We start from the raw sequence: 18,721 nt of genomic DNA on the forward strand, positions 1-18,721 counted from the left end.
TCAGCTTGATAGTCTCAGGCACACGGCCAGCGTCAATTGCCCCGCGCCTTCTTCACCCAGGCGCCAACCTCATCGCCGCTGCTCATGTCGGGCTGCACCAGTCCGTCGATCATGAAAGTCGGCGAGACATGGATGCCGTTCTGCCTGGCATATTTGCAGTGCCACTTGATCTCCCGGTCGAGATCCGGGATTACGAAGGCTTCTTTCAGCTTGGTGCCGCTGTAGCCTTCCAGGCGCTCGATGATCTGGTTCGGCGTGACGTTCATATTCGGGCCGCCGGCATGGCGTTCAAACTCGAACTCCTCGCGATGTGCGGCGATGGCAGCCATCACCTTCTTTGCAGTTTCCTTGCCGCCTTCCAGAGTCGAAGCTGCGATGATGCAGCGGACGAGGACGCCCGAATACATGTGCCAGGGTTGCGACTGCAGGCGGATCTTCACGGTGATCTTGTCTTCGCCGGCCTGGCTCAGCAGTTCGTCGAACTTGTTAAACGCTCTGACCGAATAGGGGCAAGTCGGCTCCAGGAAAGCTTCGAAGATGCGGGGCCCGGTTCCCCAGGTGAGCGGATCGGCGTGCCAGGAAGTGGTCGTCATGGGATTCCTCTCTGAAGGTAAGGTATCGGGAGAAACTTAGGTCACCAGGCTCCAGAAGCCATGCTTCTTGCCGTGTCGACGCTTAAGTTCTGCGACATAGACGTCATGGGGTCTGGTGTTGCCGAAGTCATCGATATGAGGCGCAAGCGACGCGCAGTCCGCGAGATGCCTCGCCGCATGCTTATGGCGGCTGGACCGGCCGCTATCGAGCGTGAAATCGATCATGGAGCGCAAGACGATGGTTGCCGCAAGCGGATGTTTCTCTGCCAGAGCTTCGGCCGCCGCCGGCATCAGCTCATAGAGATCGCCGTTCAGTTCCGCCTTCCGCCTCATCACGAGTTTCGCTGCCTCGGCAGGTGCCGTCCAATTCAGGAAAAATGTAAGTGCTTGGTGGACGTCCGGGAAAGCCTGGGCATAAGCGAATGCCTTCTCCTCCGCCTCCAGATCGTCGAAGTCCGGCAGTCGCTTGAGGAAAGCCTTCAGGTGCTCGCCATGCAGCGACTGCTCGAAACAAGTCCATCTGTAGGTTTGGGCCTCCTCGGTGCGCCCCAGGGCCTCGAGCGTCTCGACGCGCGCGAGCTGCCATTCGAATGGCATGTCGGCCTGGCCTTTCGTATCGACCTCATTCAGCGCCTCAAGTGCTTCCTTCGCCCGGCCGGCCGAGACCAGACGATTGGCGATGTCGGCCGCAATCATCGGCATCTTGCGCGTTTTCTCGGATTGCTGCGCGATGTAGGCATCAACATCGCCCTGGGCGTCGGCAATTTCCTGCAAGGCTATGCGCACCGTCAGATCTCGCTGAGTGCCGTAAATCTCATCTTCGTAAAGGGGGCCTCCGCTGCCCCAGCCGATGATCTCGCGCTTGTCTTCCGTCGGCTTGTCTTTCGGCTCCTTGGACCATTGGACGAAGAGGGTTTTCAGGCAATCGAGACCATCCTTGCCGAGAGCTGGCGCCATCGCCGCAATCAGGTTGTCGTACTGGCCGTAGCCATCGTCTTGCACGGCTTTGAACACCTTGTCGGCCAGGACATTGGCGCCGATCTTGGCGGACGCGGCGATTGCGGCAGCATCCTCGCAAGCCTGATGAAAACTTTGGATGAGAGAACCGCTGCTGTCGCTGGATCTTTCAAAGATCGGATTCGCCAGGGCGAGGAACTGCCATATCAGTTCGAACGCCTCCTGGGGATCATCGGCGGCAACCGTCTCTGCGATCGTCTTGCGCTGGGTTTCGAGATCGCTCTTCAGCGCTTTCACTTTGCGCCAGTTGATGACGGTACGAGCGCGGGCAATGCTCGTAAGCCGCTTTCGCACCTCACGCGCCACCTCGGCGCCGCCGTGATTGCCGGCAAGCTCCATTCGAAGCCGTCGCTTGTGGGCTGCACTGCCCATGCTGACCTCGATCAGCAGCTCGGCAAGGCGCTGCGCACCAAGGGATTCGAGATTCTTCGCATTAAGTGTTGTCTTGGCTGCCATCGGTCATCGCTGTCGTTTCTGCGGGTGACCCTACCCCGGGGGCAGTACGAGGCCAAGCTCCTGGAATGTATGCACAGGATAATCCTTCGGCACCTCGGTATTAGCTAAAAACTAACGCTGCCTCGTAACGACTCCTAAAGCCGGTTTTGGCACCTTGTTGCCTGTCGAATATTGCTTCCAAATTTCTCGCTGGGGTTGATTATGAGTCATAATAAAGACGCCTGGGTCAGCCAGCGCGCTTATTCGTTGTGGGAATCGGAAGGCAGGCCGGATGGGCGCGGGGAAAGCCACTGGGCGCAGGCGTTGAGGGAGTTCGAGCAGCTTGAGCTGACGAAGGCTTCGCCTGATGGAAACGATCTCATCGAGAAGCTGAAAGCAGCCGGGCGGCTGATGCGGATCTATGATCAGGCGGCGCCCGCCGTCGAGAACGACCGGCAGATCAAAGCGGCTCGCTAGACCATGTTGCCGCTCCCCTGAGTGCCGAAATGTTCAGCGGCATTCCAGACGGACGATCGGTCTTGCCGGCAGGCGTCTTGCCACTTCGGCGAAACCGGCATCAAGGAAGGTGGAGAGTGTCCCCGGATAGAGCTCGGCCGCTCTCGAAGCGTGGAGCTGGTCGACGGGATAGGCCTCAAGGCATTCGGCCCCGTTTGCCTTCGCAAATTCGACGGCATGTTTCAGCAATAATCGCGATAATCCCTGCCGCCGGAACGGCTTGCGGACGATGAAGCAATTGATCGACCAGACCGGCTTGTCATCGACCGGCGCAAAGGGTTTTGAGCGGCGTAGCCGATCGAATACGGCGCGCGGCGCGACACCGCACCATCCGGCCGGCTCATTCTGGTGATAGCCGAGAATTCCGGGCGGGCGTTTGGCGAGTAGACTTCGGAACCAGTTGCGATTTCCCTCGCCCCATCCTGCCTTGTAGTCGGCATTCGGAAGATACCAGTAGGCGCAGCGACAATTCCGGCCGTCGGCGCAATCGTCGAAAACCGCTTCTATATCGGCCAGGCGGTCGGCGGTGGCGGGGAAGAAAGAGAAGCGATCTTGCATCCGGGCAAGTTATGGCGCGGGCGGATGATCGGCAAGCGGCCGCTCCTTGCCGGCCGATCAGGCGAGGCTGCCCCGTTCTTTAGCCGCCGACGGCGCCCGTATATCGTTGCCGATCCTCATCCGCGGGCGATCGTCCTGACGCTACTGGCGTGCGGCCCAGCTCAGGCCCCGCCGCAGGATGAGCGGCATATAGGGATGGTCGAATTCGGCTGCGACATGGCCGAGGGCGGAATAGAAGATGCGGCCGGCGCCGAAATGGCGCTTGAAGACGACGGGCATCACGATATTGCGGGCCGCCGGATCGTAGGCGCCGGTGAAGGTGGTGGTCGCAAGGATTTCGACTGTGGGATCGTAATGGAGATAATATTGCTCCGAACGATAGTCGAAATCGGGAATGCCCTCCATGACGGGATCGTCCTGGCGGGTGATGGCGACGCGGAAGTCGATGATGTTGCCGGGATGGGCGACCCAGGTGACGCCCGAGACATAGCGGAAAGGCGCGCTTTCCTTGAAGGACGTGGCAAGCGCGCCGTGATGGCCGGCAAGCCCGAGCCCGCCACGCACGGCTTCGACGAGGGCGGTGGCATGTTCCTTCTCAAGCTTTTCACCGGTGATGATCGGCACCAGCAGATCGGCTTTCGCCAGCGTCGGAGATCCGAATACGCCGAGATCGCCGGTCACCTCGACTGTAAAATCGTCCTCGCGCAGAAGATCGGCGACAATATGAGCGCATTGCTCCGGCTCATGGCCTTGCCAGCCGCCCCAAACGACCAATGCCTTCCTCATTCGCGCTCTCCCTGCCTGATGGCTGCAGACCGTTGATCATCACATGGTGGTGCAAGCCCCTTAGATCTGGCGGCTATGCAAATCACGCGAATAATTCATGTTTCTTCCTGATCCGGCACAAATTGCGCAGGCGGCGTATCGCTCCCGGTCGAGCGTGGCTTCGGCATTTGACGTATTGTCCGTTGACGCCGATCGCAGTTCCTTCTTTTTATTGACGTGTATCTCGTCTAGGTTTCTCCCATCTCTCAATGAATAGTAAGGGTGGTGCATGGCAGGTGAAACGGTTCTTGTCGTCGGCGGCGCCGGCTATATCGGCTCGCATACGTGCCTCGACCTGGCGAACAAGGGCTATACGCCTGTCGTCTTCGACAATTTTTCGAACGGTCATCGCGAGTTCGTCAAATGGGGGCCGGCTGAGGAAGGCGATATTCGCGATCGCGCCCGTCTGGATGAGGTGCTGGCCAAGCACAAGCCGGCGGCGATCCTGCATTTCGCGGCGCTGATCGAGGTCGGCGAATCGGTCAAGGATCCGGTTTCCTTCTACGAGAACAATGTGATCGGCACGTTGACGCTGCTTTCGGCGGCGCAGGCGGCTGATATCAACGCCTTCGTCTTCTCCTCCACCTGCGCGACCTACGGCCTGCCGCAGAGCGTGCCGCTCGACGAAACGCACCGGCAGGTGCCGATCAATCCTTACGGGCGGACGAAATATATCGTCGAGCAGGCGCTTGCCGATTACGACCAGTACAGGAGCCTGCGCTCGGTGGTGCTGCGCTATTTCAATGCAGCCGGCGCCGATTTCGAGGGCCGGATCGGCGAATGGCATCAGCCGGAAACGCATGCAATACCGCTAGCGATCGACGCGGCGCTCGGCCGCCGTCAGGGTTTCAAGGTGTTCGGCAGCGACTACGAGACGCGCGACGGCACCTGCGTGCGCGACTATATCCATGTGCTCGATCTTGCCGATGCGCATGTGCGCGCCGTCGAATATCTGCTGAAGGGCGGCGATTCCGTCGCGCTCAACCTCGGCACCGGCACCGGCACGACAGTCAAGGAATTGCTCGGCGCCATCGAGGACGTGTCGAACCGGCCTTTCCCGGTCGAATATATTGGCCGTCGCGAAGGCGATTCGCATACGCTGGTCGCCAATAACGACAAGGCGCGCGACGTGCTCGGCTGGGTGCCGCAGTATGATCTGTCTCAGATCATCCGCTCTGCCTGGGACTGGCATGCAAAATCCAACCAGCATTGAGCCAACTAGCATCGAGAAGGCGCGCCGACCGAACATCCTCCTGATCACCGCGGATCAGTGGCGCGGTGATTGCCTGTCGGCCGTCGGCCATGCCTGCGTAAAGACGCCGGGTGTCGATGCGCTGGCGCGCGAAGGTACGCTCTTCCGGCGGCACTATGCCGGGGCGGCACCCTGCTCGCCGGCGCGGGCCACGCTCTATACCGGCCTTTACCAGATGAACCACCGCGTCTGCCGTAACGGTTCGCCGCTCGATGCCCGCTTCGACAATCTGGCGCTGGCCGCCCGGCGGGCGGGATACGACCCGACGCTGTTCGGCTATACGGATACGGCGCCCGATCCGCGCGGGATGGATGCCGGCGATCCGCATCTGACGACCTACGAAGGCGTGCTGCCGGGCTTTACGGCTCGCCAGCTTCTGCCGGAGCATGAGAAACAATGGCTCTCCTGGCTCAGGTCCCGTGGCCATGCGGATGCCGTCAGCCGCGATATCCATATTCCCGTCGGTGCCAGACCCGGAGACATTTCCGATGCGTCACCTGCCTATTCGCGCGACGAGACCCAGACGGCGTTCCTGAGCGGTGAATTCATCCGCTGGATGGGCGAACAGGACAGGCCGTGGTTTGCGCATGTCTCTTTCTTACGTCCGCATCCGCCATTCTCCGTTCCGGAGCCGTTCAACCGGATGTTCACGCCGGGCGAGGGACCGGCTTTTGCACGCGCGGCAAACTGCGAAGCCGAACAGGACAGTCATCCCTATCTCGCCTATGCCATGCCGCGTTCCGAAAAAGGCCACTTTATCCACGGTGCAGCGGGGCCGCTCAGCGGCTGGAACGCCGAAGATTTCGGCGCGATCCGGGCGATCTATTACGGCATGATATCAGAGGTCGATGCGCAGCTCGGCCGTATCTGGCAGGCTCTCAAGGATGCGGGCGTCTGGGACGACACGCTTATTGTCTTCACCTCTGACCACGCCGAGATGGCAGGCGATCACTGGACGCTCGGCAAGGGCGGCTTTTTCGATGGCAGCTATCATATTCCGCTTGTCATTCGCGATCCCGCAAGCAGTGCTGCGGGTGGGGTCGTCGACAAATTCACCAGCGCTGCGGATATTTTTCCGACACTTTGCCAAAGGCTCGGCATCGACGCGAAGAACGGGCTCGATGGCAGGTCGCTCATGCCGTTTGTCAGGGGTGGGAGCGGACAGGGTTGGCGGGATGCGGCATTCTGGGAATTCGATTTCCGCGACATTGCGCATGGCGAGGCCGAGCAGCATTTCCGGCTGCGGTCCAACGAATGCAACCTCGCGGTAATCCGCGACGCGCGGTTCAAATACGTGCATTTTACCGCATTGCCGCCGCTGCTCTTCAATCTTCGCGACGATCCGATGGAGCTCGACAATGTCGCGGCGGATCCGGCCTATGCGGCGATACGGCTCGACTATGCCGAAAAGCTGCTGTCGCTCCGAGCGCGCCATCTCGATCAGACGCTCGCCTATACCGAGCTGACGGAAAGAGGGCTGGTGACGCACCGGCCCTGATAGAGCATCGCCGTCTTCTTCGAATGACGGCGATACTCTCTTTCTCTTTTACGCAATTCCCGGCAAAAGCGTTTCACGCTTTGCCTGGCAAAACCGCTGCACACTTTTGCTGGAATTGCTTTGTTCAGCCGAGATAATCGCGCTTACCGATCGGCGCACCCTGGTTGCGCAGGATGGCGTGGGCCGTCGCGACATGGAAATAGAAATTCGGCAGGGCGAAGGTGGCGATATATTCGTCACCCGGCAGCACGATACCACTCTTTCCCGGCAGGGTGATCTGGCGGGTTTGCGTGTCTTCCAATGCTTCCGCCGAGAAGCCGGCGAGATAGGCGTCGGTCTTTGCCAGGCGCTCGCGCAGGTCGTCGAACGTCTTTTCGTTGTCCTCGAACTTCGGGGCGTCGGTCGCCGTCAGGCGGGCGAGCGCAAATTTGGCGCTGTCGCTGGCGCGTTGATACTGGCCGGAGAGCGGCAGCATGTCGGGCGCCAGGCGAGCGGCGACCAATATTGCAGGATCGATATTCTTTTCCTTCGCATAGGCTTCGGCCTTGTCGAGGTAGGTTTTCAGGCTGGCGAGGCCGCGCTGGAACATCGGAACGGTGAGGCGATACATCGAAATGGACATTTGTCCTGTCTCCAAAATCTTCAAATGATTGGGTCGCGGCGAGAGGTCGAAGGCGCCTGCGGCCGTGAGCCTGCCTTCGATCCTCCCATAGATGGATGCTCGCTTGGTCTTTCACAACACGAGGAATGTGGGCGTCGGTCGTGAGGTCCCACGGCATTTCGCTCTCATCCATATCTCGTCGCCGCTAAAGATACTTGACGCCGTTCCCAGAAAATGGAATGAATATTCCGCAGAACAGATTTAACGGTTTGTTTGTTCCGTTTTGCGGAGCGCCGCGGGAGAGGTGGCGCAGGGGAATTGCGGCTTCAGAGCAAATGCCTGGAGCTCCGGCGTGAGGAGGGTGCAGCCGGGCACCGCTTTGTGGAGGAAGTGAAAATGAAAAAGTTTATCCTGGGCACTGCGATGGCGGTCGTCATGTCGACGGCCGCTCACGCGGAAACTGTCGGCGTCTCGATGGCGAAATTCGACGACAATTTCCTGACGGTTCTGCGCAACGGCATGACCGATTATGCAAAGACACTGAGCGGTGTGACGCTGCAGGTCGAAGACGCACAGAACGACGTTTCCAAGCAGCAAAGCCAGATCCAGAATTTCATCGCCTCCAAGGTCGATGCAATCGTCGTCAACCCTGTCGATACCGATGCGACCACGGCAATGTCGAAGCTCGCGGCCGATGCTGGTATTCCGCTTGTCTATGTCAACCGTGAACCGGTCAACGTCGACACGCTGCCGGACAATCAGGCCTTCGTCGCTTCCAACGAGCAGGAATCCGGCACGCTGGAAACCAAAGAAATCTGCCGCATTCTCGGTGGCAAGGGCAAGGCCGTCGTCATCATGGGCGAGCTCTCCAACCAGGCTGCGCGCATGCGGACGCAGGACATCCATGACGTCATCAAGACGGATGAGTGCAAGGGCCTGGAGATCGTCGAAGAGCAGACCGCCAACTGGGACCGCACCCAGGGCGCCGACCTGATGACCAACTGGCTCTCCAGCGGTATTGAATTCGACGCTGTGATCTCCAACAACGACGAAATGGCGATCGGCGCCATCCAGGCGCTGAAGGCGGCCGGTAAGGATATGAGCAAGGTCGTCGTCGGCGGTGTCGACGCCACGCAGGACGCGCTTGCCGCCATGCAGGCGGGCGATCTCGACGTCACGGTGTTCCAGGATGCCGCCGGCCAGGGAAAGGGCTCGCTCGATGCAGCGCTCAAGCTCGCCAAGGGCGAAAAGATCGAGAAGAAGGTCTACATCCCCTTCCAGCTCGTCACGCCTGCCAACGTCAAGGACTTCGTCAGCAAGAACTGAGGCGAACGGCACACAGGATGCGGGCTTTGCCCGCATCCTTTTCGCCTACCCGTATCCGGAGGAGACGATATGGCCGTCAGCCCGACAACCATGGCCGCCGTGCGCGCAAGCGGCGCGGTCCCGAATGCGGAATATCTCTTGAGCGCCGAGGGTGTCCGCAAGGAATTTCCTGGAGTCGTCGCACTTGACGACGTGCAGTTCCGGCTGAAGCGCGCCACCGTGCATGCGCTGATGGGCGAAAACGGCGCCGGCAAATCGACATTGATGAAGATCCTCGCCGGCATCTACACGCCGGACAAGGGCGATATTCGCCTGAAGGGGATCGAGATCCAGCTGAAATCTCCGCTCGACGCGCTGGAGAACGGCATTGCCATGATCCATCAGGAGCTGAACCTGATGCCGTTCATGACGGTCGCAGAAAATATCTGGATTCGCCGCGAACCGAAGAACCGCCTCGGTTTCATCGATCACGGCGTGATGCACCGCATGACCGAGGAATTGTTTACTCGGCTCAATATCGCCATCGATCCCGATATCGAGGTCCGGTTCCTGTCGGTCGCCAACCGGCAGATGGTCGAGATCGCCAAGGCGGTTTCCTATAATTCCGACGTGTTGATCATGGACGAGCCGACTTCGGCGCTGACGGAGCGCGAGGTCGAGCATCTTTTCCGTATCATCCGCGACCTCAAGGCCCAGGGTATCGGCATCGTCTACATCACCCACAAGATGAACGAGCTTTTCGAGATCGCCGACGAGTTCTCCGTCTTCCGCGACGGCCGATATATCGGCACGCATGCCTCGACCGACGTCACACGCGACGACATCATCCGCATGATGGTCGGGCGCGAGATCACCCAGATGTTTCCCAAGGAAGAGGTGCCGATCGGCGAGGTCGTGCTTTCCGTCAAGGATCTTTGTCTCAAGGGCGTCTTCAATAACGTCTCCTTCGAGGTCAGGGCCGGCGAAATCCTCGGCGTGGCCGGCCTGGTCGGCTCCGGCCGGTCGAATGTCGCCGAAACGCTGTTTGGCGTGACGCCGGCAAGTTCCGGCTCGATCGAGCTCTACGGCAAGCCGGCGGCCATTTCTTCGCCGACCGAGGCCATCCGCAATCGGATGGCGTTCCTGACCGAAGACCGCAAAGATACCGGTTGCCTGCTGATTCTCGATATTCTCGAGAACATGCAGATCGCCGTTCTGCAGGACAGATACGTCAGGGGCGGCTTCGTACAGCAGGGCGCAGTCGAGGCAACCTGCGAAGACATGGCAAAAAAGCTGCGCGTCAAAACGCCCAATCTGTACGAGCGGGTGGAAAATCTTTCGGGCGGCAATCAACAGAAGGTGCTGATCGGGCGCTGGCTGCTCACCAATCCGCGCATTCTCATCCTCGACGAGCCGACGCGCGGCATCGATGTCGGCGCCAAGGCGGAAATCCACCGATTGGTCACGGAAATGGCGCGAGATGGTGTGGCGGTGGTGATGATCTCGTCCGAGATGCCCGAAGTTCTCGGGATGAGCGACCGCATCATGGTCATGCACGAGGGACGCGTGACCGGTTTCCTCAATCGCGACGAAGCAACGCAGATCAAGGTGATGGAGCTGGCTGCGCAGTGATGCGTTGACGGCGATCGCCCAAGGGAGGCTTGACATGACTACCAAGGCAGCAGAGAGCGCGGCTCCGCTCGCAACCCGGCAAAGGCGGCGGCGCATACCGACGGAACTCAGCATTTTCCTTGTGCTCGTCGGCATCGCGCTCATTTACGAAGTGCTCGGCTGGATGTTCATCGGCCAAAGCTTCCTGATGAATTCGCAGCGTCTGACGATCATGATCCTGCAGGTCTCCGTCATCGGCATTATCGCCGTCGGCGTCACGCAGGTCATTATCACCGGCGGCATCGATCTTTCGTCGGGTTCGGTCGTCGGCATGACGGCGATGATCGCAACGAGCTTTGCCCAGTCCTCGACCTGGGGACGGGCCGTTTTTCCCTCGCTGACCGACCTGCCGGCTTTCGTGCCGATCGTCGTTGGTCTGCTGATCGGGGCGGCCGCCGGTCTCGCGAACGGCGCGCTCATCGCCTACACGAAGATCCCGCCGTTCATTGCCACGCTCGGCATGTTCGTTTCGGCCAGAGGTGTCGCGAAGTGGTATACGAAGGGACAGCCGGTTTCGGGGATCACCGAGCAGTTTCATTTCATCGGAACGAAAGCCTGGCCGGTTGTCGTCTTCCTGGTCGTTGCACTGATCTTTCACATTGCGCTGCGCTATACGCGTTATGGAAAGTTCACTTATGCCATCGGCGCGAACCCGCAGGCCGCGCGCGTTTCCGGCATCAACATCGAGGCGCATCTCGTCAAGGTCTATGTGATTGCCGGATTGCTCGCCGGCCTTGCCGGTATCGTCACGGCGGCACGCGCTGAAACCGCACAGGCCAGCATGGGTGTCGGATATGAACTCGACGCGATCGCCGCGACCGTCATCGGCGGCACCTCGCTCACCGGCGGTGTCGGGCGCATCACCGGCACCGTCATCGGCACGATCATTCTCGGCGTCATGACCTCGGGCTTCACGTTCCTCAGGATCGACGCCTATTACCAGGAGATCGTCAAGGGCCTCATCATCGTCGCGGCTGTCGTCATCGACGTCTACAGACAGAAGAAACGCCGCAAGCACTGATTTCTGGCATGCAATGATTTTTTACGGGAGCTTCGGCTCCCGTTTCATTTTCAGCATCGACGGAATTCTGAAAAAAGAGGTGGCGAATTCCGTCAGCTTTTCTATTCTGCCGCTTCATTCGCCCTCTACAGCGCCGCGCGTCTGAAAAGACGCGCAAAGGACGCTGTAGCACTTTGAATGCTGCATAATTTTATTCTTAAATCGATTCTGATTTAAGGGATTATGCAGTAGGGCAGCGCAGGAAGACAGATGCAATTCGTATTTGATGGTCACAACGACGTTCTCCTTCGACTCTGGACACATTCAAAAGATGGCAGCGACCCGATCGCGGAATTCGCAGACGGCACGACGGTCGGCCATATCGATGCGCATCGGGCTAGAGAGGGCGGTCTTTCAGGCGGTCTCTGCGCCATCTATATTCCTTCAGGCGATCTCGTCTTCGCCGATCCGGATGCCGATGGCCGCTATATGACGCCGATGGCGGCCCCTCTCGATCCGCTGCCTTCGCTTGCCATCGCCAATGAAATGGCGGCGATCGCGCTGCGGCTCGACCAGGCCGGCGCCTGGCGGCTCTGCCGGACGGTGAAGGATATCCGCGGCGCCATGGCGGACGACATTTTCGCCGCCGTCATGCATATGGAAGGCTGCGAGGCGATCGGCGCCGATCTCTCGGCGCTGGAGGTGTTCTATGCGGCAGGGCTGCGGTCGCTCGGTCCGGTCTGGAGCCGGCACAATGTCTTCGGTCACGGCGTACCCTTCGCCTTCCCGATGTCGCCGGATACGGCGCCCGGCCTCACCGATGCCGGCTTCGCGCTGGTCAGGGAATGCAATCGTCTCGGTATCCTGATCGACCTTGCCCATATCACCGAGAAGGGTTTCTGGGACGTGGCGAAGAAGACGGACCAGCCGCTGGTCGCCAGCCATTCCAATGCCCACGCCCTGACGCCGGTCGCGCGCAACCTGACGGACAGGCAGCTCGATGCGATCCGCGAAAGCCGCGGGCTCGTCGGCATCAATTATGCCACCGCCATGCTGCGTGCCGATGGCCGCTCGGACAGCGATACGCCGCTTGCCGACATGATCCGCCACATCGACTATCTTGTGAACCGCATCGGCATCGACTGCGTGGCGCTCGGATCGGACTTCGACGGGGCCACCATTCCCGAGGAAATCGGTGATGCAGCCGGTAATCAGAAGCTGATTGCCGCTCTCAGAGAGGTTGGCTATGCTGACGCCGACCTGGCAAAACTTGCCCGTGAAAACTGGCTTCGCATTCTGGCTCAGGCTTGGCGGGAGGACCACGCCTAAGCCTTTCGTATCCAATCAAAAAACAGGGGAACAGACCATGATGATGACCAAGCTCAACCGCAATTTCCGCATGCTTTCCGCGGGAGCTGCGCTTTCACTGCTGATGATGGCCGCATCCTCGGCCTTTGCCGAGACGCCGAAGGATACGCTGGTCGAAGGCTTCGCCATCGACGACATCATCACGATGGATCCGGGCGAGGCTTTCGAGCTTTCGACGGCCGAAATCACCACCAACAGCTACAGCCTGCTCGTCCGTCTCGACATGGACGACACGTCCAAGGTGAAGGGCGATCTGGCCGAGAGCTGGAGCGTTTCCGATGACGGCCTTACCTATACGTTCAAGCTGAAGTCAGGCCTGAAATTCGCCTCCGGCAACCCGATCACCGCCGAAGACGTCGCTTATTCGTTCGAGCGTGCCGTCAAGCTCGACAAGAGCCCGGCCTTCATCCTCACCCAGTTCGGCCTGACCGGCGACAACGTCACGGAAAAGGCCAAGGCGGCCGATGCCGGCACCTTCGTCTTCACGGTCGACAAGGCCTATGCACCGAGTTTCGTGCTCAACTGCCTGACGGCAACCGTCGCTTCCGTCGTCGACAAGAAGCTGGTGCTGGAGCATGTGAAGGCGGTGACGCCCGATGCCGACCACAAATACGACAACGACTTCGGCAATGAATGGCTGAAGACCGGCTATGCCGGCTCGGGTCCCTATAAGATGCGCGAATGGCGCGCCAACGAAGTCGTCGTGCTGGAGCGCAACGACAATTATTATGGCGACAAGGCAAAGCTCAACCGCGTCATCTACCGCTACATGAAGGAAAGCGCTGCCCAACGCCTGGCGCTCGAAGCCGGTGATATCGATATCGCCCGTAATCTCGAGCCGGGCGATATCGACGCGGTTTCGAAGAATGCCGATCTGGCGACAACGAGTGCGCCGAAGGGCACGATCTATTATGTCAGCCTGAACAACAAGAACGAGAACCTGAAGAAGCCGGAAGTCCAGGAAGCCTTCAAATATCTGGTCGATTACGATGCGATCGGCGCAACGCTGATCAAGGGTATCGGCGAGATCCATCAGACCTTCCTGCCAAAGGGTCAGCTCGGCGCACTCGACGAGAATCCCTACAAGCTCGATGTCGCCAAGGCCAAGGAACTGCTGGCCAAGGCCGGCGTACCCGACGGTTTCTCGATCACGATGGACGTGCGCAACAGCCAACCGGTGACTGGTATCGCCGAATCCATGCAGCAGACGCTGGCGCAGGCCGGCGTGAAGATGGAAATCATCCCCGGCGACGGCAAGCAGACGCTGACCAAGTACCGCGCCCGTACCCATGACATGTATATCGGCCAATGGGGTTCGGACTATTTCGACCCGAATTCCAATGCCGACACCTTTACCGGCAATCCTGACAATTCCGATGCCGGCACGGTGAAGACGCTCGCATGGCGCAACACCTGGGAAGCGCCGGAGCTCGACAAGCAAGCCAAGGCAGCACTTCTGGAACGCGACGCTGCCAAGCGCGCCGCCATATATCAGGACATCCAGAAGAAGTATCTGGCAAACAGCCCCTTCGTCTTCATCTTCCAGCAAACCGAGGTGGCCGGCTACCGCAAGAGCGTGAAGGACTTCAAGCTGGGTCCGAGCTTCGACACCAATTTCGTCGGTCCGATCGCCAAGGAATAGTCCGGCAGGATTGGTCGCTTGAGCACCGTCGAAACAACGCAGGAGGCGCGGCCCCGAAAGGGCCGTGCTAGGGCCTTTGCAAAGGCGTTAGGGCGGTTTCTGTTTGCCGCCGTCACCACCTATCTCGGCCTTCTGGCCGTCACCTTTTTCATCGGCCGCGTCGTGCCGATCGATCCCGTGCTCGCCATCCTCGGCGACCGCGCGCCCAACCATGTCGTCGAGCGCGTACGCCAGGAAATGGGCTTCAATCTGCCGCTCTATCAGCAGTTCTTCATCTATATCAAAGGCATCCTGTCCGGTGACTTCGGCAATTCGGTGCTGACGACCAATCCTGTGATGGTCGATATCCGCCGTGTCCTGCCGGCGACAATCGAGCTCGCAACGCTCGGAACGATCATCGGCGCCGTTGTCGGCGTACCGCTCGGCGTTCTCGCCGCCGTGCGCCGCGGCAGCATTGTCGACCAGGTGGTGCGCGTCGTCGGCCTCATCGGTTATTCGGTGCCGATCTTCTGGCTGGCGCTGATCTCGCTCGTCATCTTCTATGCGCGACTGCGCTGGGTGGCCTTTCCCGGCCGCATCGACATCGTCTTCGAATATACGTTCACGCCGATCACCGGCCTCTACCTGCTCGACAGCGCCTGGCAGGGGCAATGGGATGTCTTCTATGATGTCTTCCGCCACATCATCCTGCCGGCCTCGCTGCTCGGCTATTTCTCGCTCGCCTATATCAGCCGCATGACGCGCAGCTTCATGCTGAACGAGCTTTCCCAGGAATATATCGTTGCCGCCCGCGCCAAAGGGCTTTCGGAAACGCGGGTGATCTGGGGCCATGCGCTACGCAATGCCGCTGTGCCGCTCGTCACCGTGATTGCGCTTTCCTATGCCGGCCTGCTCGAAGGATCGGTGTTGACCGAGACCGTTTTTTCCTGGCCGGGCATCGGGCTCTACATCACCAATTCGCTGCAGAACGCCGATATGAACGCCGTGCTCGGCGGCACGATCGTCATCGGTACGGTCTTCATCGGCATCAACCTTCTGTCCGATCTTCTCTACCGGACGCTTGATCCGAGGACGCGAAACCGATGACGGCCAATGCCAGCCCATCTCCTGCGATGAGCCGCCGCGAATGGCTGCTTTCCGACCGGCCGCAATCGCGCCTGCAAGCCCGCCTCGGCCGCACTTATGTCACCTGGCGGCAGTTCACGGCAAACAGGCTCGCGGTCGTCGGCCTGCTGATCATCGTGGCGCTGCTTTTCATCGCCGCCTTTGCCGATGTGCTCGCCACGCATAATCCCGTTGTCGGCGATCTGCGCAATGCTCGGCTGCTGCCGCCCGGCACGGGGGGATTCTGGCTCGGTTCGGATGATCAGGGCCGTGATATCTATTCGCGGCTGATCTACGGATCGCGATTGACGTTGCTCGTCGTCGTGCTCGTCGCCGTCATCTCCGCGCCGGTCGGCCTGATTGTCGGCACGGTCTCCGGTTATGCCGGAGGCTGGGTGGATGCGACGCTGATGCGCATCACCGATATCTTCCTCGCCTTTCCGAAGCTGGTGCTGGCGCTCGCCTTTGTCGCAGCCCTCGGTCCCGGCATCCAGAACGCGATCATCGCCATCGCCATTACATCGTGGCCGCCCTATGCTCGCATTGCGCGCGCCGAGACGCTGACGGTCCGGCGGTCGGACTATATTTCGGCGGTGAGGCTGATGGGCGCCTCGCCGCTTCGCATTATCGTGCGGCATGTCATGCCGCTCTGCATTTCCTCGCTGATCGTGCGTGTGACGCTCGACATGGCGGGCATCATCCTGACGGCGGCCGGTCTCGGTTTCCTAGGCCTGGGGGCGCAGCCGCCGCTGCCAGAATGGGGTGCGATGATCGCCTCGGGACGGCGCTTCATCCTCGATCAATGGTGGGTCGCGGCGATGCCCGGCATCGCCATCCTCATCGTCAGCCTCGGCTTCAATCTTCTCGGCGACGGCCTGCGCGACGCGCTCGATCCGAAGGAGAGCGGCCAATGACCACACTTCTAACCGTGGACAAACTCAAGGTCAGCTACCCCACGCGCACCGGCGTGATCGAGGCCGTGCGCGGCGTCTCCTTCACGCTCGGCAAGGAAAGGCTCGGCATCGTCGGCGAATCCGGTTCCGGCAAGTCGCAGACCGGACGGGCGATCATGGGCCTAACGCCGAAACACGGTATCGTCACGGCCGACAGGCTTAATTTCAACGGCATCGATCTCATCAATGCGTCTGCCGGCGAAAGGCGCAGGCTGCGCGGCAAGCGCATCGCCATGATCCTGCAGGATCCGAAATATTCGCTCGATCCCGTCATGTCGATCGGACGGCAGATCTGCGAAACGCTGCGCACGCATGAGAAGGTCGGCAAGGCGGAGGCGCGCGATCGCGCGCTCGCCATGCTGGAAGCGGTGCAGATCCGCGATCCGAAACGTGTCTTCGACCTGCATCCGCACGAGGTTTCGGGCGGCATGGGGCAGCGTGCGATGATCGCCATGATGCTGATTGCCGGGCCTGAACTGCTGATTGCCGACGAGCCGACCTCGGCGCTTGACGTGACGGTGCAACTCGATGTGCTGCGGATCATGGACAGGCTGGTGTCCGAGCGCGGCATGGGGCTGATCTTCGTCTCCCACGATCTGAGGCTGGTCTCCTCCTTTTGCGACCGCGTCATCGTCATGTATGCCGGCAAGGTCGTCGAGGAGCTGGCGGCGGCCGATCTCAAACATGCGCAGCATCCCTATACACAGGGGCTGCTGAACTGCATGCCCGAGATCGGCGCGAACCGTCATCCTTTGCCGGTGCTCGACCGCAAGCCGGAGTGGGCGGCATGAGCGCAGCTCTCGAGATCGACGATCTCAGCGTCGTTTACGACCATTTTCATGCGCTGAAGGATGTCAGCATTACTGTCGAACGCGGCGAATCCTTTGGTCTCGTCGGCGAGTCCGGCTCGGGAAAATCGACCTTGCTGCGGGCCGTTGCCGGACTTGCGCCGATCAGCGGCGGCGCGATCAACATCGATGGCGAGGCGCTGAAAGGTTCGAAGCGCAGCAAAGTCTTCTATCGACGCGTGCAAATGGTCTTCCAGGATCCTTATGGTTCGCTGCATCCGCGCCAGACGATCGATCGGCTTCTGCTCGAACCGCTTGCGATCCACGGCATCGCCGACAGCGAGAAGCGGATCGCCCGCGCGCTGGACGAGGTCGGCCTCGGCAATGGTTTCCGTTTCCGCTACCCGCATCAGCTCTCCGGCGGCCAGCGCCAGCGCGTGGCGATCGCTCGGGCGCTGATCGTGGAACCGTCGATCCTGCTGCTCGACGAGCCGACATCGGCGCTCGACGCCTCGGTGCAGGCCGAGGTGCTGAACCTGCTGGAAGAGATCCGACGCGACCGCAAGCTCACCTTCGTGATGGTCAGCCATGATCTCGGGGTCGTCACCCATATGTGTGAAAGGCTCGCCGTGATGCGCAACGGCGCCGTCGTCGAGCGGCTGAGCTCGCAAGAACTGGCGCAAGGCGCGGTTCACGAGGAATATACGAGAAATTTGATGATCGCGAGCAAGGGTTTCGTCAAAGCCTGAAAGTCAATCTTTTCAAACCGTTGAAAAGAAAAGACCGGCAGCGGTGTTAAGGATAATGCTTCCCTAAAAGACGACCATTCAGCTAGACTATTGACAGCTGCCTCGCTTCTGTCATGATCCCGTTAACGATTGTTAGCTTTCGTGATCGATGGAGGTTGATGCATGTTCTTTCTCGGTGGGATGACCATGGGTTACCTCGATCCTCCTGTTCGAGCCGATCGCCGGGAACAGATTTCGGCATCCATTCCTGCGGAAAAGGACCGTCGGCTGATCGAGACTTCCTCCAACCCGTCGCAGAACGAGAACGCCGTCGAGCGCTCGTTGATCTGGGCATGGCGCACGCTCTGCTAAAAGGGCTGGTTGAATTTTCTCTTCCGCTCGCTCTAGACGGAAATTTATCTCTACCTACTTGATAGAGAAAGTAAGAATATAAACGCGAGCCGCACAACCGGCCGCACGAGAACAACGGAGGCGACATATGGCAGATCTGGGTATTTCGCATGCTCACGTGAACCAGTATGGTTCCGTACCGACTAAGAAGCCGCTTACCACACGCCACAGGCTTCAGACGATGCTCCACGGCGCGATCTTCACTGCAGCATTCCTGTTCGTCGTAGCCATGGTTTGCGGCGTCGTCGGATAATCCGGCCTGAGCAAGCGTCGGCAGATGCCGGCGCTGCGGCGGTTTCCGCCTTTATTGAATTTCGGAACATTTAATTTGTCTCGGCATTCTCCTGGCACTCGAATGTCAAAGGGAGAATGGTCACGAGAGGCATTTTGGCATGGCGATCGGCATTCCGATCCCCATCATTCTTCCGTACTTTTTTTCACGCCATCCAAAACACG

18 protein-coding genes are annotated in these 18,721 nt (G+C 60.0%); 13 read left to right on the plus strand and 5 right to left on the minus strand.

The window, feature by feature from the left end:
- Window positions 1-32 precede the first annotated feature (32 nt).
- Window positions 33-593: a DsbA family protein gene (locus FFM53_RS13685; protein ID WP_138389372.1), complete on the minus strand. Its 561-nt coding sequence runs from the start codon at window positions 591-593 to the stop codon at window positions 33-35.
- A gap of 36 nt (window positions 594-629) precedes the next feature.
- Window positions 630-2,066, minus strand: coding sequence for a DUF6880 family protein (locus FFM53_RS13690; RefSeq protein ID WP_138389373.1), 1,437 nt, complete (start codon window positions 2,064-2,066; stop codon window positions 630-632).
- Window positions 2,067-2,267: 201 nt separating this feature from the next.
- Here FFM53_RS13690 and FFM53_RS13695 point away from each other — a divergent pair, with 201 nt between their 5' ends.
- Window positions 2,268-2,522 (plus strand): DUF2934 domain-containing protein, encoded by a 255-nt coding sequence (locus FFM53_RS13695; RefSeq protein ID WP_130718321.1) that lies wholly within the window; start codon window positions 2,268-2,270, stop codon window positions 2,520-2,522.
- 33 nt (window positions 2,523-2,555) lie between these two features.
- Here the strand turns inward: FFM53_RS13695 and FFM53_RS13700 are convergent, their stop codons facing one another.
- On the minus strand, window positions 2,556-3,119 hold the full coding sequence (locus FFM53_RS13700; RefSeq protein ID WP_138389374.1) for a GNAT family N-acetyltransferase: 564 nt from the start codon (window positions 3,117-3,119) through the stop codon (window positions 2,556-2,558).
- Between the two features lie 141 nt (window positions 3,120-3,260).
- On the minus strand, window positions 3,261-3,905 hold the full coding sequence (locus tag FFM53_RS13705) for a ThuA domain-containing protein (RefSeq protein ID WP_138331931.1): 645 nt from the start codon (window positions 3,903-3,905) through the stop codon (window positions 3,261-3,263).
- A gap of 268 nt (window positions 3,906-4,173) precedes the next feature.
- On the opposite strand from FFM53_RS13705, the gene galE reads away from it, so the two are divergent.
- Window positions 4,174-5,157 carry a UDP-glucose 4-epimerase GalE gene (gene galE / locus FFM53_RS13710; RefSeq protein ID WP_138331930.1) on the plus strand — a complete coding sequence of 328 codons (984 nt, stop codon included), beginning with the start codon at window positions 4,174-4,176 and terminating at the stop codon, window positions 5,155-5,157.
- Window positions 5,135-6,694 (plus strand): alkaline phosphatase family protein, encoded by a 1,560-nt coding sequence (locus FFM53_RS13715; RefSeq protein ID WP_138389375.1) that lies wholly within the window; start codon window positions 5,135-5,137, stop codon window positions 6,692-6,694. Before galE ends, FFM53_RS13715 begins: the two co-directional genes overlap by 23 nt.
- Window positions 6,695-6,818: 124 nt before the next feature.
- Here the strand turns inward: FFM53_RS13715 and FFM53_RS13720 are convergent, their stop codons facing one another.
- The gene (locus FFM53_RS13720) at window positions 6,819-7,316 is read right to left on the minus strand and encodes a DUF1993 domain-containing protein (protein ID WP_138331928.1); all 498 of its coding nucleotides are present in this window, start codon (window positions 7,314-7,316) and stop codon (window positions 6,819-6,821) included.
- A gap of 375 nt (window positions 7,317-7,691) precedes the next feature.
- On the opposite strand from FFM53_RS13720, the gene FFM53_RS13725 reads away from it, so the two are divergent.
- The 10 genes from FFM53_RS13725 to FFM53_RS13770 all read left to right on the plus strand — a co-directional run bounded on the left by FFM53_RS13725 (window position 7,692) and on the right by FFM53_RS13770 (window position 18,226).
- On the plus strand, window positions 7,692-8,621 hold the full coding sequence (locus FFM53_RS13725) for a sugar ABC transporter substrate-binding protein (protein ID WP_138389376.1): 930 nt from the start codon (window positions 7,692-7,694) through the stop codon (window positions 8,619-8,621).
- Window positions 8,622-8,690: 69 nt separating this feature from the next.
- Window positions 8,691-10,232, plus strand: coding sequence for a sugar ABC transporter ATP-binding protein (locus FFM53_RS13730; protein ID WP_138389377.1), 1,542 nt, complete (start codon window positions 8,691-8,693; stop codon window positions 10,230-10,232).
- Window positions 10,233-10,266: 34 nt separating this feature from the next.
- A complete protein-coding gene (locus FFM53_RS13735) occupies window positions 10,267-11,292 on the plus strand; it encodes an ABC transporter permease (protein WP_018244091.1) in 1,026 nt (341 codons plus the stop codon).
- Window positions 11,293-11,541: 249 nt separating this feature from the next.
- Complete coding sequence (locus FFM53_RS13740; RefSeq protein ID WP_029874673.1) at window positions 11,542-12,600, plus strand: dipeptidase; 1,059 nt, start codon at window positions 11,542-11,544, stop codon at window positions 12,598-12,600.
- Window positions 12,601-12,637: 37 nt separating this feature from the next.
- Window positions 12,638-14,281, plus strand: coding sequence for an ABC transporter substrate-binding protein (locus FFM53_RS13745; RefSeq protein WP_138389378.1), 1,644 nt, complete (start codon window positions 12,638-12,640; stop codon window positions 14,279-14,281).
- Window positions 14,282-14,299: 18 nt separating this feature from the next.
- Window positions 14,300-15,367 (plus strand): ABC transporter permease, encoded by a 1,068-nt coding sequence (locus FFM53_RS13750; protein ID WP_138389379.1) that lies wholly within the window; start codon window positions 14,300-14,302, stop codon window positions 15,365-15,367.
- Window positions 15,364-16,299 carry an ABC transporter permease gene (locus tag FFM53_RS13755; RefSeq protein WP_138389380.1) on the plus strand — a complete coding sequence of 312 codons (936 nt, stop codon included), beginning with the start codon at window positions 15,364-15,366 and terminating at the stop codon, window positions 16,297-16,299. Before FFM53_RS13750 ends, FFM53_RS13755 begins: the two co-directional genes overlap by 4 nt.
- Entirely contained in the window at window positions 16,296-17,129 is an 834-nt protein-coding gene (locus FFM53_RS13760; RefSeq protein ID WP_138331920.1) for an ABC transporter ATP-binding protein, read from the plus strand. The genes FFM53_RS13755 and FFM53_RS13760 overlap by 4 nt, the downstream gene beginning before the upstream one ends.
- A complete protein-coding gene (locus FFM53_RS13765) occupies window positions 17,126-17,875 on the plus strand; it encodes an ABC transporter ATP-binding protein (RefSeq protein WP_138389381.1) in 750 nt (249 codons plus the stop codon). The genes FFM53_RS13760 and FFM53_RS13765 overlap by 4 nt, the downstream gene beginning before the upstream one ends.
- Before the next feature lie 162 nt (window positions 17,876-18,037).
- Window positions 18,038-18,226 carry a hypothetical protein gene (locus FFM53_RS13770; RefSeq protein ID WP_020052143.1) on the plus strand — a complete coding sequence of 63 codons (189 nt, stop codon included), beginning with the start codon at window positions 18,038-18,040 and terminating at the stop codon, window positions 18,224-18,226.
- Window positions 18,227-18,721: the final 495 nt, after the last annotated feature.

This window comes from Rhizobium indicum, assembly GCF_005862305.2.
Lineage (GTDB): Bacteria > Pseudomonadota > Alphaproteobacteria > Rhizobiales > Rhizobiaceae > Rhizobium > Rhizobium indicum.

Bases quoted from the DNA above. Each gene is read 5' to 3' on its own strand.
- FFM53_RS13685 (WP_138389372.1), bottom strand. From the start codon at position 593: ATGACGACCACTTCCTGGCACGCCGATCCGCTCACCTGGGGAACCGGG.
- FFM53_RS13690 (WP_138389373.1), bottom strand. From the start codon at position 2,066: ATGGCAGCCAAGACAACACTTAATGCGAAGAATCTCGAATCCCTTGGT.
- FFM53_RS13695 (WP_130718321.1), top strand. From the start codon at position 2,268: ATGAGTCATAATAAAGACGCCTGGGTCAGCCAGCGCGCTTATTCGTTG.
- FFM53_RS13700 (WP_138389374.1), bottom strand. From the start codon at position 3,119: ATGCAAGATCGCTTCTCTTTCTTCCCCGCCACCGCCGACCGCCTGGCC.
- FFM53_RS13705 (WP_138331931.1), bottom strand. From the start codon at position 3,905: ATGAGGAAGGCATTGGTCGTTTGGGGCGGCTGGCAAGGCCATGAGCCG.
- galE (WP_138331930.1), top strand. From the start codon at position 4,174: ATGGCAGGTGAAACGGTTCTTGTCGTCGGCGGCGCCGGCTATATCGGC.
- FFM53_RS13715 (WP_138389375.1), top strand. From the start codon at position 5,135: ATGCAAAATCCAACCAGCATTGAGCCAACTAGCATCGAGAAGGCGCGC.
- FFM53_RS13720 (WP_138331928.1), bottom strand. From the start codon at position 7,316: ATGTCCATTTCGATGTATCGCCTCACCGTTCCGATGTTCCAGCGCGGC.
- FFM53_RS13725 (WP_138389376.1), top strand. From the start codon at position 7,692: ATGAAAAAGTTTATCCTGGGCACTGCGATGGCGGTCGTCATGTCGACG.
- FFM53_RS13730 (WP_138389377.1), top strand. From the start codon at position 8,691: ATGGCCGTCAGCCCGACAACCATGGCCGCCGTGCGCGCAAGCGGCGCG.
- FFM53_RS13735 (WP_018244091.1), top strand. From the start codon at position 10,267: ATGACTACCAAGGCAGCAGAGAGCGCGGCTCCGCTCGCAACCCGGCAA.
- FFM53_RS13740 (WP_029874673.1), top strand. From the start codon at position 11,542: ATGCAATTCGTATTTGATGGTCACAACGACGTTCTCCTTCGACTCTGG.
- FFM53_RS13745 (WP_138389378.1), top strand. From the start codon at position 12,638: ATGATGATGACCAAGCTCAACCGCAATTTCCGCATGCTTTCCGCGGGA.
- FFM53_RS13755 (WP_138389380.1), top strand. From the start codon at position 15,364: ATGACGGCCAATGCCAGCCCATCTCCTGCGATGAGCCGCCGCGAATGG.
- FFM53_RS13760 (WP_138331920.1), top strand. From the start codon at position 16,296: ATGACCACACTTCTAACCGTGGACAAACTCAAGGTCAGCTACCCCACG.
- FFM53_RS13765 (WP_138389381.1), top strand. From the start codon at position 17,126: ATGAGCGCAGCTCTCGAGATCGACGATCTCAGCGTCGTTTACGACCAT.
- FFM53_RS13770 (WP_020052143.1), top strand. From the start codon at position 18,038: ATGTTCTTTCTCGGTGGGATGACCATGGGTTACCTCGATCCTCCTGTT.